Origin of the sequence: Mycobacteroides sp. CBMA 271, from assembly GCF_009729205.1 — a bacterium.
GTDB lineage: Bacteria > Actinomycetota > Actinomycetes > Mycobacteriales > Mycobacteriaceae > Mycobacterium.
In genome coordinates this window covers 155,642-181,489 of sequence record NZ_VTHB01000009.1, presented here as the reverse complement: position 1 = coordinate 181,489, position 25,848 = coordinate 155,642, and the positions used below count along the sequence as shown (strand labels likewise).

The following is a 25,848-nucleotide window of genomic DNA, read 5'->3' as shown; positions in this document are numbered from 1 at the left end:
AGGGCGAAGAAGCCATATCTATGTTTGGGACAAAAGGTCCCATGTGATGTTCTCTGCGGGGCAGTTTCTGTGTGAGGCAGGTCTCAGTGGGTCACCGTTTAGGCTGGTAACCATGGCTGAACTGATTATTCCTGCCGATCTACTTCCCGCCGACGGACGCTTCGGCTGCGGACCGTCCAAGGTGCGCCCCGAGCAACTGCAATCCCTGGTAACGGCCGGGGCCTCCCTCTTCGGTACCTCGCACCGGCAAGCACCCGTCAAGAACCTGGTCGGTCGCGTGCGCGAGGGTCTCAAGGAGCTGTTCTCGGCTCCCGACGGCTACGAGGTCATCCTCGGCAACGGCGGCTCCACCCTGTTCTGGGATGCGGCCGCCTTCGGCCTGGTCCGCGAGAAGTCGCTACACCTAACCTTCGGCGAGTTCAGCGCCAAGTTCGCCTCCTGCGTCGCCAAGAATCCCTTCGTCGGCGACCCGATCAAGGTGACCGCCGATCCGGGCGGCGCGCCCACACCCGTCTCGGATCCGTCCGTCGATGTGATCGCGTGGGCCCATAACGAGACGTCGACCGGAGTCATGGTTCCGGTGCAGCGTCCGACCGGCTCCAAGAACGCACTGGTGCTGATCGATGCCACCTCCGGCGCCGGCGGCCTGCCCGTGGATATCACTGAGGCTGACGCCTACTACTTCGCGCCGCAGAAGAACTTCGCCAGTGACGGCGGACTGTGGTTGGCACTGATGAGCCCGGCCGCGCTGGAGCGAGTGGAGGAGATCGGCAGCAGCGGACGCTGGGTGCCCGACATCCTGTCCCTGCCTATCGCCGTGGAGAACAGCCTCAAGAACCAGACCTACAACACCCCCTCCATCGCGACGCTGCTGCTGCTGGCCGACCAGACCGACTGGCTGCTGAGCAACGGCGGGCTGGACTGGGCCACCAAGCGCACGGCCGACTCAGCCTCGCGGTTGTACTCGTGGGCCGAGAACACGTCCTACACGACGCCGTTCGTGGCGGACCCGGCGCAGCGTTCGCAGGTCGTGGGCACCATCGACTTCAACGACGACGTCGATGCCGCTGCAGTGGCAAAGATATTGCGCGCCAACGGCGTTGTGGATACCGAGCCGTACCGCAAGCTGGGTCGCAACCAGCTGCGGGTGGCGATGTTCGCGGCCATCGATCCGGAGGATGTTTCCAAGCTGACGCAGTGCGTCGATTGGGTCGTCGAGCGCCTCTAACCCCGCGCCTTGCGCCGAGTGTGAGCACCAGTGCTCACACTCGGCGGCAGTAACTAGCGCTCGGGCGCTGTGAGGTCGTAGACGTCGACATCGTCGACGGCCTGCTTGGTGAAGGTGCTCTGCACCCAGTCCTGGATGGCCTTCGACGTTTCGCTGCCCGGGGGCGCGAACCCCTCGCCTGGACCGTCGCTGGTCAAGAAGTAGTGGATCTGCCGGTCGGCAACGTACTGCTGGAACTGCGCCAGGGTCGGTGAAGGGTCAGTGCCGTTGAAACCACCGATCGGCATCACTGGACGCTGGGTGGCCAGCTGGTATCCCGACGCACGGTTGGAACCGACCGCCGCGGCGACCCAGGTGTAGCGGTCCGCGTTGTTCTCCAATGCGGCAACGATATTGGGGCCGGGCGTGCTTCCGTCGAGGAGGCCACCACCGGCTTTAGATCCGTGCTCGGGGCCATGTTTGCGTTCAGGCATATCCGGGAAGTCTGGGAAACCACCACCACCCTTGACCTCGGGCCCGGCGGAGGGCAGCGCCCCACTGTGCGGTGTGGCAATGGTCTGCGCGGAATACGCGACCGGCCCTGCCAGCGCCACAATGATCGCCGCGGCAGCGACGGCCTGGGGGTACCTGTTCAGAACAAGGCCAACGGACGCGAGCACTCCGAAGACCAGGACGGAGCCGCGCAGCCACGGCAGGAACTCGGGCGATCGGCCCAGTAGCATCCAGGACACTGCCACGGCGGCGAGCAATACGGCCGCCAGAGATGCTCGCACCCAGGCCTTTTCGCGTTCGCCCCAGGCCAGTACCGACCCGGCGCCGACGAGTGCGGCCACGGCTGGCGCCAGTGCCACCGAGTAGTAGGGATGAAAGATGCCCTGCATGTAGCTGAACACGGCTCCCGTGGTGAGCACCCACAATCCGAACACGAGCAGCACCGCTCGTCGCGCATCGGTCCTGGATTCCTTGCGTAACAGGATGATTCCCAGCACCCCGAGGGCAAGCGCCGTTGGCAGCAACCAGGCGATCTGCCCGCCGAGCGCGGACTGAAACAGCCTGCCGATTCCGGGATCACTCCCGAAATGGCCTCCAAAGCCGTACATCTCCTCGCGGGGACCCGAGGCGCTCCCCTTCTCGTTGCCATTGATACGGCCCAGACCGTTGTAGCCGAGGGTGAGTTCCACAATGGAGTTGTCGGATGATCCGCCGACCCAGGGACGCGAACCCGGTGGCCACAGCTCGACGGTGACGATCCACCATCCCGCCGAAATCACTACCGCCGCAGCCGAACCGCACAGCTGGGCCAGTCGCTTGCCGACGCCCACCGGCCCGGCAATCAGGTATGTCAGGGCGATGGGAGGGATGATGAGCATGACCTGCAGTTGCTTGGTCAGGAATCCCCATCCCACCAATGCCCCAATGAGAAGCAGCCAGCGAGTGCGGCCATCTTCGATGGCCCGCAACGTCGCCCACACCGCAGTAACCATCAGAAAGACCAGCAGGGCATCCGGATTGTTGAACCGGAACATCAATACCGCCACCGGCGTGACCGCCAGCACCAGTCCGGCGAGCAGACCGGCGGTGTGCCCGAAGTACCTGCGGATGGTCACATAGAGCACACCGACCGATGCCACTCCAAGCAGCACCTGGGGCACCAAGATGCTCCAGCTGCTCAATCCGAAGATGCGCGCCGAAAGCTCCATGAGCCACAGCGAGGCGGGAGATTTGTCGACGGTGATCGAGTTGGCGGCGTCCGAGGATCCGAAGAACGCCGCCTTCCACGAAACCGAACCCGCTTGCACCGCAGCCGAATAGAAGGAGTTGGCCCAGCCGTTGGAGCTGAGGTTCACGAGATAGGCGGCGGCGGTACCGATCAGCAACAGACCAACGCTGATCCGTTCCCGCGTCATCGAGTGTTTGCGCTTCGGAACACCCAACGCAAACCGACGAATCGAACGAGCGTGGAAACGAGGTTGGCGACCGTCAGCACGATCAACAGCACATGCTTGGACGCATCCGGTTCCACATGGTGCATGACGAGCAGCGAGCCGCTGGTCAGGGCCAGCCCGATGCCAAAGATGACGAGCCCCTGGAACTGATGCTTGGCGACATCACGCCGCCCCCGCACCCCGAACGTGAAGAACCTGTTGGCCGAGGTGTTGAACACGGCCGTGATGAGCAGTGCCGCGAAGTTGGCGGCCTGATCCCCCACCACGCCGTGCAACATCAGGAACAGCAGCGCATACGCCACTGTGCTTGCCACGCCGATGATTCCGAACCGCACCAACTGACCGACCATGCCTACCGGGACACCCTCGACGAGTGGTTCACGGCCGAGGCTGTGCCGGAGCTCCTCCAACGGCAAGGTGCCGAGCATCAGCGCCCGACCCAACCGCCCGATCCCCAACAGGTCCTTGCGCACGGTGTCGACGATGTCGACCCGGCTGTCCGGATCGTCCACCCAGTCGACGGGGACCTCGTGAATGCGCAAACCCACCCGTTCGGCCAGCACCAGCAGCTCGGTGTCGAAGAACCATTCCTTGTCCTCGACTAACGGCAACAGCTGACGCGCCACCTCGGTACGAATCGCCTTGAAACCGCACTGAGCATCGGAGAATTGGGTCTGCAGCGAGGCATGCAAGATGAAGTTGTATGTGCGCGAAATGAACTCGCGCTTGGGGCCACGCACCACCCGTGAATTGCGGTTAAGCCGCGAGCCGTAGGCGACATCGGAGTGCCCAGAAACCAGCGGTGCCACCAGCGGCATCAGCGCGTTGAGGTCGGTGGACAGGTCAACATCGCAGTACGCAACCACCTCGGCGTCCGAGGAGAGCCACGCGGCGGCCAATGCCCGCCCCCGGCCCTTCTCCTCCAGATGCAGCACGTCGACGTGGTCGAGCTCATCGGCCAGCCGCTGCGCGATCTGAAGGGTGTCATCGGTGCTCGCATTATCGGCGATGGTGATGTGTGCGGAGTACGGAACCTCGTTGGCGAGGAACGCATGCAGCCGGCGCACACACGGTTCCAGGTCGTTCTCCTCGTTGTACACGGGGATCACGATGTCGAGAGTCGTCGTTTGCCGACGATCCAGACTGAAGTCCTTGACGTCGATCGGCTGCATCACGGTGGTCACGACAGTGACAATGGCTGCCGCGGCTCCGGTGTCACTGGGCCGCCGCTGCGAGTTTCCTGTGAGCGCAGGCGGGGTAGACGGGCAAAAACCGAACTGAAAGCGTCCGGTTGCCTAGAGATCCCGGAAAGCTGTCCACATCTGGCGCTCTTCGAGGTCGTCGCCCGGACTCGGCGGGGCCGAACCCTCATGGACAAACCCGGCTTCAGCCAGTGCGCCAGCGATGTCCGTGTCGTTAGTGCCGGTGGTCACGACGGTCCTGCGCGTCGCACCGTGATGTTCGGCAAGGCGAATGGCTAGGCCAACAACCACTGCGGAGCCGGTCTCCCGAGGCAACGTCGGCGCGAGCTGCGGCAGCAGCTCGGCCGTTGACGTTCCAACATCGACCGCGACTTCAATGTGACCGACCCGAGCACCATCAATGAGGACCTCGTAGCGCCCGCCGGTGCCGCGCGTTGGCACAAGAAGTACCTCTTCGCCGGAGGCGGAGCCGACCGGAATTGGCGTACCGACGTCGGGCGCTTTCGTCCGAGCAGCGCGTACGGTTGAGCGCGCGATGCGTACCAGGTACCGCGGGATGACCACCGCCTGCTGCAGCGAACGGAGCGGCTCCCGACGCGGCACGGCAGTGGCGGTGTCCTCGGGTATCTCCGCGACGATGCTCGCGAGTTTGGCGCGCGCATCGGCGTCGTTAACCAGGATCCAGATGTCGTGGTCGGCCAGAACACCGCCGTAGTGCCGTAGTTGCCGTTGCTGCTGAATGGTCCACATACCCAATGATCTAGCAAGCTTCGCAGGGGCATGATTGCTGACAGCGATAGGCGCGATAACATGCGGCCGACTGTGGCGTTCAAATGCGTCGAGGACGACGCATGCCTGGGCCCACTGCGTGAGCTGAGAGGGGATGCCCACTGCCCATGATGAAAGCTCCGCGCAGCCAGTGCGCGCGTGAACACCAGCGACCGACATATGACCGACGATTCTTTGGCGACCACCGTCGATGCGAACGATGAAGTACGAGACACCTGCTTTGTTGTCCGACAGAGCTTTCCGCCAGGTATCGATCCACGAAACATGCGAATGCGCCGCATCCCAGTCGACCCCGTCGCAGTCGAACGCGGCACGCAGTCTGTCGGCATACATTCGGTTGGTCTCACGCCACGATGGACCGTCGCTGAGCATCGGTCGACGAAGCATGACCGTCACCCCAGCAATCGTTACTGGCCCAAGCACAACAGCACTGTACCGGCGAGCTTCGATGTATCACGAGACCCTCGGGAATGACCAATCTCCCAGTCGCCGGTACTGCGGGCAGTCGGAACGATCCGCGAAACAATGAGCAGCAGCCTGCGAACCGTTGCCCTGATACTGGTGGCTGCACTGGCAATCGGGCCCGCATCAGTGGCGCGACCAGTACTACAGCGATACACGGCCATGATCAATCGGGACGAGCGTGGCGTCGCGCATGTCAAAGCCGATGATTGGGGTTCGCTCGGTTACGGCACTGGCTTCGCCTTCGCCCAGGACCGCGCCTGCACACTCATCGACCAAATTGTCAAAGTGCGCGGCGAGCGCAGCCGCTGGCTAGGGCCCGGCGTCGACAATCGCAATGTCGACATGGATTTTGGCTATCGGCACCTGAAATTGTGGGAAGGTGCGTCGAAGCGCTGGGCGCATCAGCCGGCCAGGATAAACGAACTCGTCAACGGGTACGTGGCTGGTTTCAACGAGTCTCTGCGCCTAAACGGCGTCAACGGCGGCTGGTGCCAAGACGCCGGATGGGTCAGGTCGATCACCTCCCAAGATCTGTATGCACACATTTCCGATGTGTTGATGACCGTCTCCAGCTCCGACATGGTCCTGGAAATCGGTAGAGCACAACCTCCCTCGGGTGTGTCCGCGCCGCGCAGCGGAACACTCCCCGCACCGCTGCGCGGCGGAAGCAACGGATGGGCACTCGGATCGGATCGATCGACGACGGGTGGTGGGCTGCTGCTGGCGAACCCGCATTACCCGTGGACGGGCGAGAACCGATTGTGGGAAACACACCAGAGCATTCCCGGGCAGCTCAATGTCTACGGTGTCAGCATCTCCGGAATACCCCTGGTACAACTGGGATTCACCGATGCGGTGGCCTGGACCGCGACAGTGGCTGCCGGCCGCAGATTCGCGTTGTACAGCTACGATTTAGATCCCCGTGATCCCACTGCGTATTACGTTGATGGACAACGCAAAACAATGATCGCCGATCCTATCGCGATAGATGTGGCCGGCGAACATGGTCTTTCGCGTGCGACTCGAACTCTCTACTCGACCAATCACGGCCCCGTCGTCGATGTGGACACCGTGGGATGGACAGAGACTCGAGCGGTGGCGATAGCCGATGCGAATGCCGAGACCAACACCGCGCTGATGCAGTACCTGGCAATGGGCACGGCCCGATCGATGGACCAGTTCCAACAGGCGTTCAGCACCTATCGGGGCATCCCGTGGATGAACACCGTTTCCGCCAGCGCCGATGGTCGGGCATGGATTGTCGATGCATCCGCCACTCCCAACCTTTCGCCGGAGGCACTGCAAGCATGGGCTCAGGAGCGCGACAAACCGGGCCTGGCCAAAACAGCGTTCGATACCGCGGGACTGATGGTCCTCAACGGATCAAACTCGTTGTTCGATTGGACCGACAGTCCCGATGCCGCAGCGCCCGGACTCATCGGGTACCAACGCATGCCTCAGCTGGAACGCCGCGATTACGTCTTCAACGCCAACGACAGTATGTGGCTTGCCAATCCGAACCGCCCGCTCACCGGATATCAGCCACAACAAGGTGGCGAGAACCTGGCATTGACACCCCGAACCAAGACCAACGCGCAGCTACTGCGCGAGAAGGAGAAGTGGAACGCCGATGACGTGATTGCCGCGTTGTTCTCTGATCGTGCCGTGCTGGCCGACCAGCTTCGTGCACCACTTGTCAGAGCATGCACTCAGACACCTGTGGTCGCCGGCGTCGATCTACATCCGGCATGCGCCGCGCTAGCCGGCTGGGATGGCCGGTTCACCGTGGGAGCGCGCGGGGCCATCGTGTTCCGGGAGTGGCTATCCCGATTCACCCCGGCCGAGCGGAAAGACCGCGGACGTCTGTTCGCCGACGCCTCCGATCCTAGCGATCCGCTCCGTACACCGGCGGTGACGGCCTCGGACACAAAACCCTGGCTGGAAGAATTGTCCGCGGCTGTGCGCTTACTCGAACGGGCAGACATTCCGGTGGATACCCCGCTAGGAGACAGGCAGCGCGAATTCCATACGGGCCGAATGCTTCCCGTTGGCGGCGGTACCGATATTGAGGGTGCGGCCAACATCGTCGACTGCTGCTCGTGGGGCACGTCCTCTCAGCCGATACCTTATCCGGGTGAACGACTCGCACCGGGAACGGAGTTGCGGGCCATCCCCGGAAAGTTCAACGGCTATCCCATCCAAGAAGGCGACAGTTTCGTCATGGCCCTGCAATACGGATCTGACGGCCCGAATGCCAAAGGCATTCTGGTGTACGGCAACCCAGACGACCCAACGAACTCTGCCTATAACGTAGGTGCCGAATCCCTCAGCGCAGAACAGCTTCGCCCCTTGGCATTCACCGACAATTCTGTCGCGGATGCCACGGTCAGCAGTATCACTGTCACCCAAATACGTTGATTCAAGAGACCGCGAGCAACCGCTAGAACGGAGGCGGATCGTCGGCGTGCGGGTCCGCACACAGTCGGTCTTCTCGATTGCGTTTGCGTCCCGCATCAACACGCTGTCGACGGGCGTCGACCGCCACAGGGCCGGGAACGTTACAGCACCGGCAGGCCGTGTTATCTGCACCCCAGACAGAGCCGCTGTCCACGCACAGAGGGAACGAACGCGCGCAAGTCGGCTTCGTCGCTAAGGAACGAGTCAGGGTTGTACCGGTTGCATTCGGGCCAGAATCGCGGATCACGTTGCGTCGCAGGCGAGGACTGCAGAATCGTTGTCTCTGCCGCAATACGGTAGCCACCTATCTCGTCACCGACGAGGGCGGTTTCAGGGTTGATCACCAAACCATCTTTGTAAACGTTGCGCTTCGTCGAAGCAGGCTCGAGGCAGCGGGAGCCTGGTCATATCGGCGACCGTCACGGACTTTCCACCCAACCAGAGGCTGACGCCAACATTACGGCCGACGTTCTCAACCGAACAGTGATGTCACTGGTACTTGTCCCAGACACGGCGTACCTCAAGACCGACCTTGCAGACCTGGAAAAATACATACAGAGAGTTGTCGAATGCGTCCTGAATCCTGCCGCGAACGTTGCCGAACGACTCGATCTGATCACTCCGACGTTTAGCAAGGAATGGCGATCGACGGCATTCTGGGCCGATCTTCAGGTCTCTCACATATTCATGGTCGATGATGCCTTACCAGGCTACTTCTACCGTCTGCGAGCCGTGGCGCAATGGTATCGCAGCCACCAATTCCGGTTGTATGGAGCGGCATTTAGAGCACTCCGCTGCATCCATCACGGTCACTCATCATCAATTCACGTGCTCATTGACCAACAATCATTCCTCCCCGGTCACCGCCCAGGAGCGTCGCCATCGACCACAGGCGACTTTTGAGCTGTTCACGACGCCGTTGAACTCCGTCGGTTGCCGCCGTTAGCTATGAGGCGATCGAACGCCGTGATCAGCCGGTAACTGTAACGGCACCGGCTGGACAGGCCAGTGACACCTGCTTCACCGCAGCGACCTGACGTCCATGCACGGTGGTAAATCCGTCGGGATCTGCGCCGCGGACGAGGACGATGCCTTCGCTGTCGGCGCCGAAGACCTCCGGCACCATACGGGCACACAAGCCCGATCCAAAGCACATGTCAGCATCAGCCGAGACCTTTATAGAAGCGGCATCCATGATCCCTCGCAATATTCACAAGAATAAATTGTCATTGATTTACCGCACCTCGCACTCATCGAAAGTCCCACGCCGCATCGTGACTGATCCGTACCCGCCATCACGGCCTGTCAATCTCTATCATTTCCAGCGGAATGCTTCGATCTTGGGTCCGCGGAGGAACGGGAGGAACTTCTGCGCTGCCTTCAGCACTGATCCGAATGTCTGTTGCTTGACTGCATGTAGAGGTAGTGGCAGTACGTTAACAATACCGGCTAATATGTCGTAGTCGGTATCGATGCGGGAGATCAGCCAGCCTCGCGCAGGATCGCGAATGAGGTTGTATCTGTCGACGCCGACCCTATCGATCCTCTTCGGTGAAAACGCGAAATAGCCCTTGCCGCGCCACGGCACGGTGACTCGGACATTACCCTCGAAGAAGTCGAAGAGCGGTAGAGACTTGTGTGTGTCGTCTTGCGGGTAGAACGGGATCACGCTATATGTGACCAACAGATGGTAGAGGTCGCACTCTGCCTGGGTCGTGGACCAGTCGCGGCAACCAGTGATCGAATCCGCAAATACCAGATCATCAGTCAGGCATTCGCAGATCGCCTCTATCGATCCCTTTTGGGTTGCGGTTCCCCAAGCCTCCAAGTATCTACGTAGAAAATCGGCGAGACCATCCGCGGGAAATCCGGCTTTGACGTACATACCTTCTTGAGCGCGCACCTTTTCCCAATATCCATCGAGGAGTTCTTGGTAACCGTCGTGACTCCTTGCGTAACGACCCGTAACACGATCACCAAGCGGGGCAAAGCTATTCGCCTTGGATTGCACGTGGGATGGTGATTCGCCGGTATCCGCTGCTGATATAGGCATGGGTACTAACCTTTCATCTTTACTGCGTGGCCCAGGTGGGAGATCGTCGCCAATCATCCGATTGCCGTTCGTGAATCTGGTATCTATCTTTATGTCGGTTGAGATGAGCACCCACGCTTGTTCCCGAGCGTGCGTGATAGTAATTCTCGAGTTGTGCTCGCAGTTTGGCATCGGTGTGCTTGATAGCCGACTCCAGCGTCGAATCGACGAGTTGGGCCAATGCTTGCCCCTTCAAGCCGCCTCCGACGTTGGACCTCAGTTCGAGAGACATGCAGGAGACAGTCGGACCTGCTGACGTAAATCGCCAAGTCGAAACCCCAGTGATCACGCCCTGATCCAGCGTTACGGCAATCAATCTGCTTTCGCAGTAGTCAGGTCGACCTGGGCAACATGTATGGATCTGGGATGTATCTCGGCGTGCGGAATGGTCGACTTTCGTGATGAACCCTTCGTGGTGCCGGGAAACGCAGTAGTGCAACGAAGGTGCGTGGGTCAGTGAATTCATCGGCGAGAGATGGTGCACGGTACTCCACCCTTAATGGTGACCGACATAGTCATCTTGTGCCTGGGTGTCCAACCCGGCTTCAGCTGAATTCGATAGCGTTGCAGAATCAATGCGGTGAGCAACAAGCCGTTCTGGTAAGCCATCGCCATGCCGATGCATTGGTGCGGACCAGTGCCAAAGGGGATGAATACGGTGTTCGGCCTGCCGGAAACCTGTTCCTTGTCAAAATGTTTGGGATCGTAGACATCTGGCTGGGCCCACCACCGTGGATCACGATTGAGCGCCGTCATGCAGGCTCCGACCATCGTCCCCTTCGGAATCCGAAACCCGGCGAGTTCATTGTCGGTTTTCGACCAACGCACATTGAACGGATGGCCCTGTATACGTTGGGTCTCGTCAAAACACTGACGGGCCCAGCTGAGACGATCCAGATGCTCAGCGCTGGGCATCACGCCACCGAGCGCGTCGACCTCATCGTAAAGCTGTTGCTGTGCACAAGGGTTCGTCGGCAGGAGCGAGAACATCCATGCCAGCACCGCAACCACGGTGTCATAGCCGGCCATCATGATGCCCATCGTGTCGACCACGCGCGCCTTGCGGTCCACTTGCGACCCGTCGGGTAGGCGTGCCTCCACAAGGATCTGGAGTAGGTCATCTCGGCGCTGCAACTCGCCAGCTCGTGCATCCAAGATGTCATTAATGGTGCGGGCCATTCGCCGACTCGATCGGACCAAATTGGGTGCACCGGGAATGGGCATGAGGTTGGGCGGTTTACGACACCAAAACGCCGACGCGACTGCCGCCAGGATCTCTCTCAGATCCCTGTCGTATATCTCGATCTCTTCGTCGGTGAGCGCCATCGAAAACATATTGCGCATGAACGCCGGCAATAAGATCTTGCCAATCTCGCGCTCCAGATCGATCGTGGTTCCTGACGCTGCGGCAGCGTCCCACGATTGCAAGCGTCTGTCCATCTCGTCGACAAAGTCATCGGCGAGGCGCGCCAGGAATCGCTTGCCGAACATCGGACTGTAGAGGTTGCGACGCTGCGTGTACTCCTCGCCTTCTAGCATGGGCAGGCCCCGGCCGACTCTTTTCTCGAGGGACTTAGGCAAGTCATACAGTCCGTATCTTGTTGCACCCCGATCATGGAAGACTTCACGCACTAGATCAGGATGGGTCACCACCACGAGGTCGTGAAGCGGAACCGGGATACGGAACACGTCGCCGTATTTCTTCGATGCATCATGCAGATAAGTGAATGGATCTCGCATGAGCTGAGGTGCAACCCCCACGACCGGTAGACCCAGCGGGCCAGGAATGCTCTGATCTACGCTGCGCCCAATCGTGGCCAACGGAACTCGGGTGAAACGGAAGAAATCCCTACTCGTGTGGGTTGTGAGCCGGATCGCCTGATCATCGGGGTTTGGATGCCCGGTCCACGGGCATGAGGCCGCAGCCGTCATAGGTCACTCCATTGTTCGCGTTCATTTTTATCTCTCGTCTGCTACTTGCACTAATCAGTTGAGCGGCCGAAACCACTGACAACGGGACCATCGGTCAGATTGATTTCCACTAGACCTCGTGCCGGGCAACGGAGACATGCGACGGATATGTCGTCGCAAACGGCGTGCGCTGCCGATTCGATGGAGAGGTCAAATACTTCCCGCCATGGCTCCTCCCGTTTCAAACGACCGCCAAATGAGGCTGGCGCCAAGGAAGCTCGTCGAGTAGGCGAACACCTCCCGCTGCCAGGTTTCCCTGCAGCCGGAAGGTTTCGTCAAAGCATGCCCTGACGGCAAGACGACTCTTGGGATCACCACGCCCTTCGACAATCTCTCTATGTTACTAATGTATCTGTATCAGTATCATTAGTCAATCATGGTTGGGACTACGGCCTCCCAACATGCACATATGCAGCGACCGGAAAGGGTTGGTTGCCGATGAGATCACCAGTCGACGAGGCGCGGTGCGGGCCAAGTGCGCACACATGCCTAACTGACTTCCTGCTTGATGCCCACGTCGCGGCAAACCCCGATGGGGTGGCTGTGAGATACGAGTCCAACGCCTGGACGTGGCGACAGTGGCATACGCGGATCGCTTGTCTTGCAGGTGGACTGGCGGAAATAGGTGTAGGCGCCGGCCATCGGATCGGGTTCCTCGACAAGAATCACCCTTCCTGCCTGGAGCTCGTTTTGGCCGCGGGATCGCTGGGCGCGGCCGTCACCATCGTGAACTGGAGACAGGCCGATGATGAGATCTGTCATGTCATCTCGGATAGCAAAATTCGTGTCCTATTCGTGGGCAGCGAATTTCGCGGGTGCACTGATCAGCTTGATTCCATCAGTGCGCCCATGGACGCGATCATTACCGTCGGCGGCGCGGATGACACCTACGAGATGTTCATCGCGTGCTCGGAGCCACGGCCGCGCACTGCGCCAACTGATCCCGAATCGATCGCGCTCATCATTTACAGCTCGGGCACTACCGGCCGACCTAAAGGCGTCATGCTGAGCCAGCGTGCTCTGATCTCACACACCCTCAATGTCGAACCTGCTATGGGATTTTCGGAAAATGACGTCAACCTTGCTGCCATGCCGCTGTTCCACGTTGGCGGGATTTGCCACGCGTTCATGGGAATTCATGCCGGAGCCGTAACCACTATAGTTCGAGACGCACGTCCGCAGCAGCTGTGTGAAATCATCGCCAGCGGAGTTACCCACGCATTTCTCGTGCCGCCGGTTATCGCAGCACTTCTCAATGACGGCCCGCGCGGCGTCGAGTCGATTGGCCGCTTGCGGCGTCTGGTCTACGGGGCAGCGCCCGCACCCCAGCGGTTACTGGTGAAAGCACTGGCAACCTGGCCCGATCTCGACCTCGTCCAGGTATATGGGCAAACGGAACTCTCAGGGGCAATCACCGTACTCTCACCAGCTGATCACCGCGACGACCGGCGACCTGATCTGTTGCGTTCGGTTGGGAAAGCCGTTGCTGGGTGCGAAATCAGGGTCGTGAACCCAGAATCGGGCGAGCAATGTCCCTGTGGGCAGGCCGGTGAGATCCTGGCCCGAACCAGTCAACACCTAACCGGCTATCTCAACCAACCTCAGGCGACACAAGGAACAATCACTGGCGACGGATGGGTGCGTACAGGCGATATCGGACGAATCGACAACGACGGGTACCTCTTTATCGAGGACCGAATCAAGGACATGATCATCACAGGCGGCGAGAACGTCTACAGCGCCGAAGTCGAACGGGTACTTCTCGAACATCCCCAGGTCCTCGAGGCAGCGGTAGTTGGCCTGCCGCATAACCATTGGGGCGAGACAGTCAAGGCATTCGTCATAGCACAACCAAGCATCACCGCTGAAAACATCATTGCCTTCTGCCGATCAGCGCTCGCCGGGTACAAATGCCCAACCGTGGTCGAGTTCGTTAATGCCCTCCCTCGCAACGCCAGCGGAAAGGTCCTCAAAGACCAGCTTCGCCAGCACCTGCCGGCCGTCGCAGCCACGAAGCGCATCTGAGCGAGCGCCGTCCCGAATACCCCCCCACCAGAAATGTGGAAGAAGCCGAACATGACCGCGACAGAAGAAACCAAGCGCGCACAGCCTAAACAACTTTCAAACGCACAGATACAACACGCAACAGCCGCTCTCGTGGCTAACGGGCCACCGGTCGCGGTCATCGCACCCTTCACCGGAGAAGTGCTGACCGAGCTACCTACCTCGACGCAACAAGATGTACATACGGCCTTCGAGCGCGCACGCCAAGCACAAAGTAAGTGGCGGACAACGCCCGTGCGCGAACGGGCCCGTATCTTTCTGCGCTTCCATGACCTTGCGCTTCACAACACTGAACTGATGGACATCATCCAGGCCGAAAGCGGCAAGTCACGCAACAGCGCCTTCGAAGAAACGCTCGATGTGGCTGGGCTATCGCTCTACTACGGCAGGAATGCGCCGCGATACCTCGCCGCACGGCGTCGCAAGGGCGCGCTGCCTCTGGCCACCCGCGCGGTGGAGCTACGACATCCCAAGGGCGTCGTCGCAGTTGTGTCCCCATTCAATTACCCACTTTCCCTTGCTGTTTGCGATACAGTGCCAGCCCTCATCGCAGGCAACGCGGTCGTACACAAACCCGACAACCAAGCAGCACTGACAGCTCTGCGCGCACGAGCGCTCATGGTCCAAGCAGGACTACCAGAGGACCTGTGGCAGATCGTGATCGGCGATCCCCATACCCTTGGCGCCACATTGATCGACCTTGCCGACCAGATCAGCTTCACCGGTTCAACCCAGGCCGGCCGCAGACTCGCGCAAGCCGCAGCAACCAGGCTCATCGGGTGCACACTGGAACTCGGCGGAAAGAACCCAATGATCGTGCTAGACGACGCAGACCTCGACAAAGCGGCTAAAGGTGCTGCACGCGCCTGCTTCTCAACGACAGGTCAGCTGTGCTTGTCTATCGAAAGACTCTACGTCCACGAATCCGTGTACGATAGATTCCTTGACTTCCTGATCCGCCATACCTCAGAACTCAAGCTAGGCAATACGTTTGATTTCAGCTACGACATCGGAACACTAAGCACCCAACGCCAGCTTGATAAAACTCGACAACACGTGGATCAAGCCGTTGCCGCCGGCGCAATCGTTCGGGCAGGCGGCAAACCGAGACCAGACCTGGGACCCTACTTCTACGAACCGACCATCCTTACCGGTGTGACACCCGAGATGGCCGTGCATTCAGAAGAAACATTCGGACCGGTCGTATCCGTGTACCCGTTCACGTCCGACGACGCCGTGATCGAGATGGCCAACAACAGCCAATACGGCCTCAACGCCAGTATCTGGAGCCGAAACCTATCTCGCGCCCGCCACATCGGAGCCCAAATCTCCGCTGGCACAGTCAACATCAACGAAGGACTCGCATCGGCCTACACCTCCAACGACGCACCCATGGGCGGAATGAAAGCATCCGGACTCGGACGACGACACGGAGAGCACGGCCTACTCCAATACTGTGAACTACAAACCATCGCGAGCCAGCACCTGATCGGGTTCGACCCACTCCCCGGAATATCGACAGAACAAAACGCCTCGCTCCTCACACAGCTCTACCGCCTCATGAAACTGATAAGGATCAAATGAACGGGCCACTCAAGCCCGTGCTTGTGGGAAGCCGAGAAACTTGCGAAGTTCGCCCATGACAAGCAGGAAGTCGCCGCTACCTCCAATCCCTAAGGCCCTAGATGCATTTTGGCGTTGTTGACGGTTAGCCATTGCGAATCCGTTTGCTGCGCAACAGCAGATCTCTGAATCCCTCAAGCATGAGCTGAAGTCAAATCGCTTCCGGCACACAACAACCTCTGCCCTAGCATCTGAACCGTCCAGGCATGTCGGGGGACTGCCTTACGCGGCCCGTCTCGCGCCCTCACAAACTCCGCGAGAGCCAGCGAGGGGCGATACTGCGGTTAGGCAGTGGTCGAGATCTTCATCGCACGCCGCGCAGAACCCTCGGCCAACCGCCGAGGTTCATCGGCGCCAATCACTCCCGCACCGGCCACGTAAGCGGACTTATCATCGACCCCGGCAAGCGTCTACTCTTGCGCGACAACATGAACGAGCACCAGAACGTCCGGACCTCGCCCCACAGCCGGATATACATCGCCGCCACATGCACAGGCCATCGCGTCCTTGCCCAGCGACAGCGACCCCAGAGCATCGGCGGACCGCCTGTTGCGCCGCGCCACCCTGGAGCTCGGCGACCAGCTGCACCAGCTGACCGCTCGTCATCCGCTCCAGTTTTTACAACACACAGTCGATTCTCTCGAGTCGCGCCAGCCTCCACAGGCGACTAAATCTATCATTACTGATACGATCGTCATGTGTTTGATAGTAAATCTCGCCGGGTGTGGACCGCGGCAGTATGTGCAGTGGCCCTGGTCTTGAGCGTCGGCGGCTGGGTCATCTACGCCAACGACTTCGCGATCCGGCAGGAACGGTTGACGATTCCCGGCTCGACGCAGCCATTGCACGCGACACTTGCACTGCCCAAACACGGCAAGGGACCGTTCGGTTTGGTGGTGTTCGTACACGGTGACGGAGCGGCGAACGCCACGCGGGACGGCTTCTACGAGCCGATCTGGGAGTCGTTCGCGAAGGCGGGATATGCCTCGCTGTCCTGGAACAAGCCGGGAATCGATGGTGCCCCAGGCAATTGGCTGAATCAAAGCATGCATGACCGCGCCGCCGAGGCCGAGGCGGCGATCGACTGGGCGCGCCAACGGGCCGATATCGATCCACAACGGATCGGCATGTGGGGCATCAGCCAAGGCGGATGGGTAGTGCCGGAGGTCGCGGCACATCGACCCGATCTGCAGTTCGTGATTCTCGTTGGCGCGGCGGTGAATTGGCAACGGCAGGGGAAGTTCAACCTACTCGCCGAGCTACGGCATCGCGGGGCCTCACCATCGGAGATTGAGGCAGCACTGGACCGCCGCAACGCCGGGTTACCTCTGCTGCGCGACAAAGCAACCTACGAACATTACTTAGCGGCCCAGCAGGATTCGGATCCTATGTCGGCTGATCGCTGGAACTTCGTACTCAAGAACTACCAGTCCGACGTCACCGAGATGCTGCCGCAGGTCAAGGTTCCGATTCTCCTTGCCCTTGGCGACGAGGATCTCAATGTTGACGTCGACGAGACCGAACAGGTCTACCGCCAGATACTTCCGTCGCAGCAGTTGACGGTGCAGCGATATCCGAACGCATCACACAACATCGTGAAGGCAGATCTCGACAACAACCAAAACTGGCGCTCGATGCTTGTCGCGGTGTTCTCCCCTCGCTCGCTATATGCCCCTGGGTATTTGGATAATCTCCGACAGTACGTCGCAGGGCAACCAGTGCGCTGAGCATGCACATCGCGCGACGTTTGGTCGTCTACGAAGCGGTGGGTGCCGTGATGGTGGCCGCGGCCACCGTGCCATTTTCGAAGCCGTGGGCGGGCACCCCGCCGCTGTGGGTGCAGCTGCTCGGCCTAACATTCCTGCTCGCCTCGATCGGCGCCAACCTGCTTGTCTTACATAGAATTCGCAACGCGGTGACGCTTGTACGCCTCAACGACGTGCTGCGCCTGCGAATCGCGATTGTCCTGTACTCGACGGCGGCGTTCGTGCTGTTTCCGCTGCCGCCGTCGTGGGGTTGGTTCTGGTTCGCACTGACGATTCTTGGCGCCACTCTGGGCCTTGTTCAGACGATCCGATTGATCACCTCGGCGTACCAGCGGAAGAGGCGGATCGGCTGATCAGCTTCGGTTTTCAGGAATTCAGCCCAGCACGCGGCGACCGCAGCGCGGGCGGCCGTGCCTACCCATGGCTGCGGGAGCAGCTGCGGCGGCAGCAGCGGATCGGGTTCAACCGCCTGAGTGAACTCTGCCGCTAGCGCGACGGCCAGGGTGAGACGTTCGATCCGTGTCGCGGTACGCAGCGCGAGAAGCGTTTCTTCTGCCACCGTGAGGAGCCGCCGATGGCGGTCGGCGATGGCGTCAATCGGCCACAATCGTTCGGCGAGCTGGCGCGCGCCACCCTTGCCGCCAATCGCAATATTGGCGGTCGTGAACGTTGTGACATGATCGGCCACACCGAGTTGTGTTGCCGTCGAATCGATCCGATCCTCCCAGGGATTGGCGCTGGCATACAGGCCGCCTTGGATCGGCGCTCCCCCTAGCCGCAGGATCGCATCGCGCATCGCGTCGCGGGCGGGGCGAGCAGACTCGGGTACCGCGAACGCCACCAGATGCCATCGGCCATCCCACGGCGCAAGGCCGCGATCCTGTTCGTACATGAAGCGTACGAACTCCAGATCAGGTTCGAGCGTCCTCGCCATCGTCTCGGTCGCACGCAGTATCGCCTTGCGCCCCCGCCCGTCCTGCACAAAGCGACCTTCCGCGACAAGACGTTTGATACACAGCCGGACTTGTTGATCGCTCATGCCAAGGAGGTTGGCGACGTCGTAGAGCTCGCCGGCGTCAATGGTCGCGTCCTCGCGAATCATGCTCTCGACCACACTGCGAGTGGAGACCTCGGCGTTCATGCTCAACAATCCTACGTTCGGTTGACTGGTGATCGAATCAAGGCAGCGATTCCTCCTCAACCAGGTATGGCGAAACACCGCTAGCACACCCGAGCGCCACGCCAAGGTCTGCGAAGAATCGTCCGGGGTCAATGACGGCCTCGGGCGGGTGAACCCCTGGGCGGCATGCCGTTCCGTCGATTACTTGCGCCATGCCCAGCGCTAGTGGCACACCCGTGATGAGCGCCATGTCGAACAGCGCGCTGTCCATCGGTTTCGATTGCGGACCAATCAGATTCAGCCGCGCGAGCACTACCCGTCGATCCCCACCCATCTCGCCGGTGACCGCGGCGAAGAACGGAGGAAGCGAGCCGGGCCCCCGCAAGCGCAACACGGAGGGCATGGAGCGCGCTATGCGCCCTAGCCCGGGGGAGGCGAATGCCCTCGCCGCTTGTTCCCGGGTAAGGCGACCAGCATCGATATCGCGGCGCAGCGTATCCAGGTATGCCACTGTCCACGGCTTGATGACCATGAGATTCAGCGCATCGCCGGTCGGTTTCAGGGTGCGCTGCAACGTAATCGGCTCCGGATGCCCTATCGAGTAGGCGGTACCCCCGCGCCCTCCCGGCAGTTTCAGCACAACCGGGTTCAACGGGCGCTGCTCGGCGAGTCGCCCGGCGCTCACGGCGGTGATCATGCCGCTGGCCTGTTCCATCCAGTGCACCGCCGCCGCAGTTGGGTGTCCGTCGGGGCCCAGCAACTGCGCTTCTCCCCCGGCGTCCTCTCCATCGTTGCCGACATCCACCGGCCACGCCGTGTAGACGTCCTGAACCGAATCGAGCCTCGCGGCGGCGACGGTGGCAAGCATGTTGCTGATCCCCGGGCTCGCGCCCATGCCGATCACCGCGCAGACTCCGCGTTTCCGTGCGGCCTCATCGAGTCCGAGCATCTGCAGGGTCGGCTCCCAGTCGTCGCAGATGTCGAGGTAGTGGGTCTTGGTCTCGATCGCCGCACGCAGCACTGCCAGTCCGAAACGGAAGTACGGCCCAACGGTGTTCAGGACCAGGTCTACCGGTTCGAGCACCCCACGCAGCGCCGCCTCGTCAGTGACATCGACCTCAAGTGCTCGGACCGGAAGACGGCCCTCACCCAACCGCCGCGCAAGATCTTCGGCGGCGCCGAGATCACGATCGGCGATGACGATTTCCTCAACGCCCGGCACGTCCAGCGCGGTCCGTACAGCGACAGCGCCCATGGCGCCCGCCCCGCCCAAAGCAAGAACCCTCATCATCACTCCTCACATTATCTATCATCTCAATTACGATCGTATAGTAATTGATAGCTTCGTGGATGGCGGGTAACTTGAGCGAGGTGACAGAACCGCCCGAAAATCACGAGGTCGACTACCGCTTCACGCTGGCCAACGAGCGCACGTTTCTGTCCTGGATCCGTACCGCGCTGGGACTACTGGCCGGCGGTGTCGCGGTGCAGACCCTGGTCCAACCGTTTCACCATTCCGGGGTCCGCCATGTGCTTGCCGCCTCCTGCCTGGCATTGGCTGTCGTGGTCTCGATAGGCGCCTATCTGCATTGGCGCGATATCAAGGAACGCATGGACCGAGACCAGCCGCTCAAAGGCACGATGCTGGTACCGCTCCTTGCTGTGAGCATCGGGCTGATCGCGATCCTCGCGTCCATCGCGGTCTTCTACCGATGAAAGCGGCACCCGAGACCCATGCCGTCGAGCGCACCGCACTGGCCTGGCGCCGTACCGGGCTGGCCGCCGCCGCAACTGCCGCGGTGTTCATAACTCACGCGCTCATCAACAAGCAGACCGCGGGGGCATCGCTGATTGCGACCGCGGTCGTGCTCGGCATCGTCGCGATCAGCACGGTGCGCCACTATTCATTGGCCCGCGGACACTGGAACGGCGGCGGCCGAGTCATCGCGTGGACCAGCGTCACAGTGGTCGCGGTGGCCCTACTGTCGGCCGGTATCGACATCGCAAATCTGGTCACATAGGTATATCTGCAATTCCCCAGACCACAGCCGGTCGCCACCCCATACTTTGTCCTGTTCTGCTCCACCCCTCATCACACAAAGGAGAACGCTATGAAGCGTGGGCTTGTGGTCGCCATTGGCGGCGCGGCGGTTATCGCCGCAGGTTTGGTCGGCTGCTCGAGCGATAAGGACAAGTCAGATACCAAGGGCACCACCGTTAGTGGCAACGCCGGCTCTGTCGCCACCAACAGCACTGCCAAGGTGACCATCGACGGCAAGGAACAAAAAGTCGAAGGTTCTATCGCCTGCAGCGCGGCCGGCGGCAAGATGAGCATCGGGATCGGCAGCGGGATGCAGGCCATCGCGGCCGTGCTCTCCGACGGCGACTCCCCGTCCGTGACCTCAGTAGGCCTCGGCAACATCAACGGCGTCACGCTCGGCTATACCGAGGGCGCGCCAGGCGGGAAGGCCACTGCCAAGAAGGACGGCAAGAAGTACACCATCTCCGGCACCGCCACCGGCGTCGACATGGCCAACCCCATGCAACCGGTCGAGAAGCCATTCGACATCGAAGTCAGCTGCCCCTGAGACACCTCACCGATCTAGCCGGGCAGCACAATGTGTTGCCCGGCTAGCCTGTTTGGGACAGCAAGGGGGACAAGGTGAAACACGCAACCATCACCATCGCACTGGTCGTCGCCGGACTCACCGCGTGCTCTACCAACACTGGCATCACAAAGGTCACGGGCACCTCCCCGCCCACCACTTCCCGGGCAACCAACACCGGGACGTCCACCATGCCAGTCGCCACCACAACGAGCACAAGTACACCTACTGCGACCGCCAGACCGAAGGACGGCACCACCTCGATCACCCTTGACAGGAAGCCGGTGGTGACAGGGGCTGTAACTACGTGCACGACGGGCCCCCGCGGCCGGACATTCATCAAGTACGGGCAAGACCCTGGCCATCGCGAAGTGATCCTCATCGGCGACCCCCCGACCACCGTCGAAGGCGCTGATCTGGGCGTCGTCGATGGCGGCACGTACATCTACCTCGACATGGTCAAGAAGAAGGGGGAGAGCGCCGCCGTCACCAAGGACGGCAAGCGCTACACCGTCACCGGAGCCGTCTGGGGAAACGCACCGGGCGGGGGCGCGATCAAGCCCTTCGTGTTCGACGCCGTATGCCCCTGACGGCAAACAACACCTGCCACTTGCGTCACATAGCGTGAAGTGCCCACAAAAGCAAGTAGCCCATACCCCCGCGTGTCACCGCGGAATGGCCTTCTACCTGCACTAAGGTCCCCAAGAACTGGGTCATCCAGTCCAGGGCGAGGAGGGCATCGTGCGCGAACTGAAAGTCATCGGTCTGTCAGCCGACGGCAAGCGAGTGATCTGCCAGGACGCCAACAGCGCCGACAAGTTCGCACTCGATGCCGACGACCGACTCCGTGCGGCCGCGCGGGGTGATCTGTCCCGCCTTGGACAGATTCAGATCGAAATGGAGAGTTCGTTGCGACCCCGGGAAATCCAGTCGCGCATCCGTGCCGGCGCCACCGTCGAACAAGTAGCGGCCTCCGCCGGAGTTGATGTCTCCCGGATTGAACGATTCGCTCATCCCGTGCTGCTGGAAAGGCAGCGCGCCGCCGAAATGGCCACCGCTGCCCACCCCGTCCGCAACGATGGCCCCACGGTCAGCACACTCGCCGACACCGTCGCCACCGCGATGTTCGCGCGCGGGCTCGACCCCGACGCCATCGAGTGGGACGCGTGGAAGGTCGAGGACGGTCGGTGGACCGTCCAGCTGCAATGGCGGGCCGGCCGGTCCGACAACAAAGCCCACTTTCGGTACACACCGGGAGCCCACGGCGGCACCGTAACCGTGCTCGACGATTCCGCTCGCGAGCTGATCGATCCGGCGTTCACTCGCAGCCTGCGCCCCCTCGCCCCGGTGGCGCCCCTACTGCCCGACTCCGAGCCGGAGTTGTTCGACGAGCACCCCGCGCCGCGGCCTGAGCCCGAACCGATCCAGGCACCGGAACCTGCCGCTGACGAGCAGGCCGATGCTCAGCCGGTTTCCGCTCCGCGGCGCTCGCGCCGAAACAAGCCTGCGGTACCCGCCTGGGAAGACGTCCTGCTGGGAATTCGGTCCAGCGGCCAAAATTAAGTGGCCGACGCCTCCGACTCGATCGATCTCACTCTCGACGAAATCCGGCAGGTAACCGCATGGTCAGTTGCGTGCGCGCAGCCCTCGCTCGGGATCTTTGAGCGCATCCGGCCCGACGACCCGCGGGCACGCCACGCGATGGACGTGGCGGTCGCTTTCGCCGCAGGGGCCAAGCGGACAAAGCCAATCCGCGATGCCGCATGGGATGCGCACCGCGCGGCGCAAGAAGCGCGCGACGCCCAGCAGCCGGCCGTGTACCACGCCGCACGAGCGGCCGGTCACACCGCCGGTGCGGCGTTCCTGCACCCCTTGGCCAAAGCCACTCAGGTGCACCACATCCTGGGCTCCGCCGCGGAAACCGCACGCGCCCTCGAAATCGACGGCAGCACCGCGGCGGGCGCGGCCTTCATCGATACCGCGATCAACGATGTGCCGCGGGTTGTGGTCGATGTCTTGCGGCGCTATCCGGTCGCACCGCCCGGCGGCGGACCCGTCGGTGACATCACGCGCACCCTGGATGCAGCGCTGCGCCTCAGGTAGCCGGCTAGGTGATAAGCCCCGTCACGACGGTAGCCACCCATCCGGCGGCGATTCCAATCGCGATACCCAGCACGAACCACCGCAACACCGGGCGTTCCCGCCACCCCCACAGCGTCGGCGAAAGTCCGCCCACCGCCACAATATTGAGCAGGACCGCCCAGACCGGGTGCACGTGCGCCAGGCCGAGGCTCAGCACCACCACACCCACCGCGACCACTACCGCCACGCACATCGCCGACACGATGCCCTCGGCCCACGGCGTCTCCGTGTCCGTCATGGCGCGAGCCTAGCGCGTTCGTAGAAGGCCAGCGCAGCGGCAGTGGCGACGTTCAACGAGTCGGTGCCGTTGGCCATCGGAATGCGCACCCGTACGTCGCTGGCCCGTAACGCAATATCGGTCAACCCCGGTCCCTCCGCGCCCACCATCAGTGCCACCTTCTCGTCCCGCAAGGGCGGTATGGCATCGGCCAATTCCTGCGAATCGCCAGCTGGTGTCATAGCCAACAATCGGAACCCGTTGTCCCGCAACCTGTACAACGACTTCGGCCATTCTGGAAGACGCGCGAACGGCACCAGCAGTGCGTGCCCCATCGACACCCGCACTGCCCTGCGGTACAGCGGGTCGGCACAACCGCTGCCGAAAAGCACCGCATCCACCCCCATACCGGCCGCGTTGCGGAAAATCGATCCCAGATTCTCGTGGTCGTTGACGCCCTCCAGCACCGCAACCGTGCGTGCGCTCTCCATCAGCTCGACCGCCGACAATTCCTCGGGACGGCGCGACGCCGCGAGCACTCCACGATTGAGGTGAAACCCGACGACCTGCGCCATCACCTCTGCACTTGCCCGGTAGTACGGCACCTCAACGGACGCGAGATCACTTGCCAGCTCGGCTAATCGACGGTCGGTGCCCAAAAGCGCGAAGGGTGCGAATCTAGAGGCCAGCATGCGCTGCGCGACCAGCACACCCTCCGCGATCACCAAACCCTTGCCGCTGGGCAAATCGGGCCGGCGATCGACGCTGTTGAGATCGCGGAAGCTGTCCAGCCGCGGGTCCGCCGCGTTGTCCACGTCAATGACCAGCATCTAGCGTCGCCTCGCCAGCGGGGTCGGCTCACACACCGGGGTCGCCGCGGGAGCAGGTGGCACCGGGCCGTTCAGCACGTCGTCAGTCCCCGAAATATCCTCGGCGACAACCAGACACGGATGACGGCGCAAATAGGTCGCACAGGCTAGCCCCGCCGCCACCGAAACAACTCCGCCGACCAACAGTGGCATCCGCCCACCATGCAGATCCGCCAGCCAACCGACCAACGGGCTGCCCAGCGGTGTGCCGCCCAGGAAAGCCACCATGTAAATCCCCATCACCCTTCCCCGCAGCTGCGAATCCACGGATAGCTGAATGATATTCATCGCCGCCGTAGTGAACGTCAACGCGAGCAGTCCCGTCGGCACCAGGGCGACCGCCACCGCGAAATAGGTCGGCATCACACTGACCACTGCCTCGGATATCCCGAAAGCTACTGCCGCGCCAAAGAACAAACGCATCCGCACCTGTTTAGTGCGACGGGCTGCCAGTGTCGCGCCGAGCAGCGTACCGAACGCCAAGCATGTGGACAGCATTCCGTAGGACGCGGCGCCGCGCCCGAAGGTTTCGCGTGCCAGCACCGCCAGCGTCAGCGAGAAGTTCAACCCGAACGTCGCCACCACAAATACCGTCAGCATGACCATGAACAGGTCGCGGCGATTCCACACGTACGAGAAGCCTTGACGTAATTGGCCCTTGGCGGCCGGAATCGGATCGCTGGGACGTAGTTCCGCCGGACGCATGCGCCACAACGCGACACCCACACCGACGAAACTGATGAAGTTCAGCAGGAAGACGCAGCCAGTACCGATCAGCCCGATCAGCACCCCGGAGATCGCCGGCCCGACGATGCCGGCCAGGTTGAACACCATCGAATTGATTCCGACGGCGTTGGGGAGGTGCTCCGGACCCACCATCTCGATGGTGAAGGACTGCCGAGTGGGGGCTTCGATCGCCGCCACACACCCCATCGCTAGGGCTATCGCCATAACATGCCAGATGCGAACCAACCCGGTGACCTGCAGAACGCCCACACTCAACGCACACAGCGCCATCAGCGCCTGGGTGACCATGAGCATGCGCCGCTTGTCATAGCGATCGGCCAACACCCCACCCCATGCCGACAACAGCAGGGTCGGCCCGAATTGCAGCGCCATCACCACGCCGAGCAGGAAAGCGTTGCCGTGTGAGAGGTCCAGCACCAGCCAGTCCTGCGCCACGCGCTGCATCCAGGTGCCGATGAGCGACACCATCTGGCCGCTGATCCAGAGCCGGTAGTTACGTGTGCGCAGCGATACGAAGATTCCGCCGCGATCAGCCACGGGATAT

At 61.7% G+C, this 25,848-nt stretch carries 25 protein-coding genes; 12 read left to right on the top strand and 13 right to left on the bottom strand.

The features are described 5' to 3' along the window. Positions 1-112: 112 nt before the first annotated feature. Positions 113-1,228 carry a phosphoserine transaminase gene (gene serC, locus FZI91_RS22825; protein ID WP_155941360.1) on the top strand — a complete coding sequence of 372 codons (1,116 nt, stop codon included), beginning with the start codon at positions 113-115 and terminating at the stop codon, positions 1,226-1,228. A 53-nt stretch (positions 1,229-1,281) separates the two neighbouring features. Here serC and FZI91_RS22820 read toward each other — a convergent pair whose 3' ends face one another. The 3 genes from FZI91_RS22820 to FZI91_RS24380 form a co-directional block, all read right to left on the bottom strand. Continuing rightward, positions 1,282-3,135: a glycosyltransferase family 39 protein gene (locus tag FZI91_RS22820; protein ID WP_155941359.1), complete on the bottom strand. Its 1,854-nt coding sequence runs from the start codon at positions 3,133-3,135 to the stop codon at positions 1,282-1,284. Beyond that, positions 3,132-4,358, bottom strand: coding sequence for a bifunctional glycosyltransferase family 2/GtrA family protein (locus FZI91_RS22815; RefSeq protein ID WP_162525546.1), 1,227 nt, complete (start codon positions 4,356-4,358; stop codon positions 3,132-3,134). Before FZI91_RS22815 ends, FZI91_RS22820 begins: the two co-directional genes overlap by 4 nt. A gap of 111 nt (positions 4,359-4,469) precedes the next feature. After that, positions 4,470-5,126, bottom strand: a complete 657-nt coding sequence (locus FZI91_RS24380) for a hypothetical protein (RefSeq protein ID WP_243734033.1) — start codon at positions 5,124-5,126, stop codon at positions 4,470-4,472. 564 nt (positions 5,127-5,690) lie between these two features. Between FZI91_RS24380 and FZI91_RS22805 the strand changes: the two genes are divergently transcribed. Beyond that, entirely contained in the window at positions 5,691-8,048 is a 2,358-nt protein-coding gene (locus FZI91_RS22805) for a penicillin acylase family protein (RefSeq protein WP_239001613.1), read from the top strand. A 161-nt stretch (positions 8,049-8,209) separates the two neighbouring features. Here FZI91_RS22805 and FZI91_RS22800 read toward each other — a convergent pair whose 3' ends face one another. The 4 genes from FZI91_RS22800 to FZI91_RS22785 form a co-directional block, all read right to left on the bottom strand. After that, positions 8,210-8,431, bottom strand: a complete 222-nt coding sequence (locus FZI91_RS22800) for a cytochrome P450 (RefSeq protein ID WP_375234333.1) — start codon at positions 8,429-8,431, stop codon at positions 8,210-8,212. Positions 8,432-9,057: 626 nt separating this feature from the next. Continuing rightward, positions 9,058-9,282: a ferredoxin gene (locus FZI91_RS22795; RefSeq protein WP_155941357.1), complete on the bottom strand. Its 225-nt coding sequence runs from the start codon at positions 9,280-9,282 to the stop codon at positions 9,058-9,060. 120 nt (positions 9,283-9,402) lie between these two features. Further along, positions 9,403-10,140 carry a hypothetical protein gene (locus FZI91_RS22790; protein ID WP_155941356.1) on the bottom strand — a complete coding sequence of 246 codons (738 nt, stop codon included), beginning with the start codon at positions 10,138-10,140 and terminating at the stop codon, positions 9,403-9,405. A gap of 501 nt (positions 10,141-10,641) precedes the next feature. Further along, a complete protein-coding gene (locus FZI91_RS22785) occupies positions 10,642-12,111 on the bottom strand; it encodes a cytochrome P450 (protein WP_155941355.1) in 1,470 nt (489 codons plus the stop codon). A 477-nt stretch (positions 12,112-12,588) separates the two neighbouring features. Here FZI91_RS22785 and FZI91_RS22780 point away from each other — a divergent pair, with 477 nt between their 5' ends. From FZI91_RS22780 to FZI91_RS22765, 4 genes are all read left to right on the top strand, one after another. Then, complete coding sequence (locus FZI91_RS22780; RefSeq protein WP_155941448.1) at positions 12,589-14,175, top strand: AMP-binding protein; 1,587 nt, start codon at positions 12,589-12,591, stop codon at positions 14,173-14,175. A 51-nt stretch (positions 14,176-14,226) separates the two neighbouring features. Next, complete coding sequence (locus tag FZI91_RS22775; RefSeq protein ID WP_155941354.1) at positions 14,227-15,798, top strand: succinic semialdehyde dehydrogenase; 1,572 nt, start codon at positions 14,227-14,229, stop codon at positions 15,796-15,798. Between the two features lie 761 nt (positions 15,799-16,559). Then, a complete protein-coding gene (locus tag FZI91_RS22770) occupies positions 16,560-17,564 on the top strand; it encodes a S9 family peptidase (RefSeq protein WP_162525568.1) in 1,005 nt (334 codons plus the stop codon). Between the two features lie 2 nt (positions 17,565-17,566). Then, positions 17,567-17,956, top strand: a complete 390-nt coding sequence (locus FZI91_RS22765; RefSeq protein ID WP_155941353.1) for a hypothetical protein — start codon at positions 17,567-17,569, stop codon at positions 17,954-17,956. On the opposite strand, the gene FZI91_RS22760 is transcribed toward FZI91_RS22765, so the two are convergent. Together FZI91_RS22760 and FZI91_RS22755 are read right to left on the bottom strand one after the other, a co-directional pair. Beyond that, positions 17,902-18,744, bottom strand: coding sequence for a PaaX family transcriptional regulator C-terminal domain-containing protein (locus FZI91_RS22760; protein ID WP_155941352.1), 843 nt, complete (start codon positions 18,742-18,744; stop codon positions 17,902-17,904). The two genes, FZI91_RS22765 and FZI91_RS22760, sit on opposite strands and share 55 nt — an antisense overlap. Before the next feature lie 37 nt (positions 18,745-18,781). Beyond that, positions 18,782-20,011 (bottom strand): saccharopine dehydrogenase family protein, encoded by a 1,230-nt coding sequence (locus FZI91_RS22755; protein ID WP_155941446.1) that lies wholly within the window; start codon positions 20,009-20,011, stop codon positions 18,782-18,784. An 83-nt stretch (positions 20,012-20,094) separates the two neighbouring features. On the opposite strand from FZI91_RS22755, the gene FZI91_RS22750 reads away from it, so the two are divergent. From FZI91_RS22750 to FZI91_RS22740, 3 genes are all read left to right on the top strand, one after another. Next, complete coding sequence (locus FZI91_RS22750; protein ID WP_162525544.1) at positions 20,095-20,439, top strand: DUF202 domain-containing protein; 345 nt, start codon at positions 20,095-20,097, stop codon at positions 20,437-20,439. Then, on the top strand, positions 20,436-20,744 hold the full coding sequence (locus tag FZI91_RS22745; protein ID WP_155941350.1) for a DUF202 domain-containing protein: 309 nt from the start codon (positions 20,436-20,438) through the stop codon (positions 20,742-20,744). Before FZI91_RS22750 ends, FZI91_RS22745 begins: the two co-directional genes overlap by 4 nt. A gap of 90 nt (positions 20,745-20,834) precedes the next feature. After that, entirely contained in the window at positions 20,835-21,311 is a 477-nt protein-coding gene (locus FZI91_RS22740; RefSeq protein WP_155941349.1) for a lipoprotein LpqH, read from the top strand. 43 nt (positions 21,312-21,354) lie between these two features. On the opposite strand, the gene FZI91_RS24070 is transcribed toward FZI91_RS22740, so the two are convergent. Continuing rightward, complete coding sequence (locus tag FZI91_RS24070; protein ID WP_243734035.1) at positions 21,355-21,588, bottom strand: hypothetical protein; 234 nt, start codon at positions 21,586-21,588, stop codon at positions 21,355-21,357. A gap of 28 nt (positions 21,589-21,616) precedes the next feature. Here FZI91_RS24070 and FZI91_RS22735 point away from each other — a divergent pair, with 28 nt between their 5' ends. The 3 genes from FZI91_RS22735 (at position 21,617) to FZI91_RS22725 (ending at position 23,432) form a co-directional block, all read left to right on the top strand. Beyond that, positions 21,617-21,919, top strand: coding sequence for a lipoprotein LpqH (locus tag FZI91_RS22735; protein WP_313884544.1), 303 nt, complete (start codon positions 21,617-21,619; stop codon positions 21,917-21,919). A 151-nt stretch (positions 21,920-22,070) separates the two neighbouring features. Continuing rightward, entirely contained in the window at positions 22,071-22,892 is an 822-nt protein-coding gene (gene sepH / locus FZI91_RS22730) for a septation protein SepH (protein ID WP_162525543.1), read from the top strand. Further along, on the top strand, positions 22,893-23,432 hold the full coding sequence (locus tag FZI91_RS22725; protein ID WP_162525542.1) for a putative immunity protein: 540 nt from the start codon (positions 22,893-22,895) through the stop codon (positions 23,430-23,432). Positions 23,433-23,436: 4 nt separating this feature from the next. Here the strand turns inward: FZI91_RS22725 and FZI91_RS22720 are convergent, their stop codons facing one another. Genes FZI91_RS22720 through FZI91_RS22710 form a run of 3 tightly spaced genes read right to left on the bottom strand, consistent with a single transcriptional unit; the run spans position 23,437 to position 25,841 of the window. Continuing rightward, positions 23,437-23,709, bottom strand: coding sequence for a DUF2537 domain-containing protein (locus FZI91_RS22720; protein ID WP_155941346.1), 273 nt, complete (start codon positions 23,707-23,709; stop codon positions 23,437-23,439). Further along, a complete protein-coding gene (locus FZI91_RS22715) occupies positions 23,706-24,518 on the bottom strand; it encodes an RNA methyltransferase (protein ID WP_155941345.1) in 813 nt (270 codons plus the stop codon). Before FZI91_RS22715 ends, FZI91_RS22720 begins: the two co-directional genes overlap by 4 nt. Continuing rightward, positions 24,519-25,841, bottom strand: coding sequence for an MFS transporter (locus tag FZI91_RS22710; protein ID WP_162525541.1), 1,323 nt, complete (start codon positions 25,839-25,841; stop codon positions 24,519-24,521). Positions 25,842-25,848: the final 7 nt, after the last annotated feature.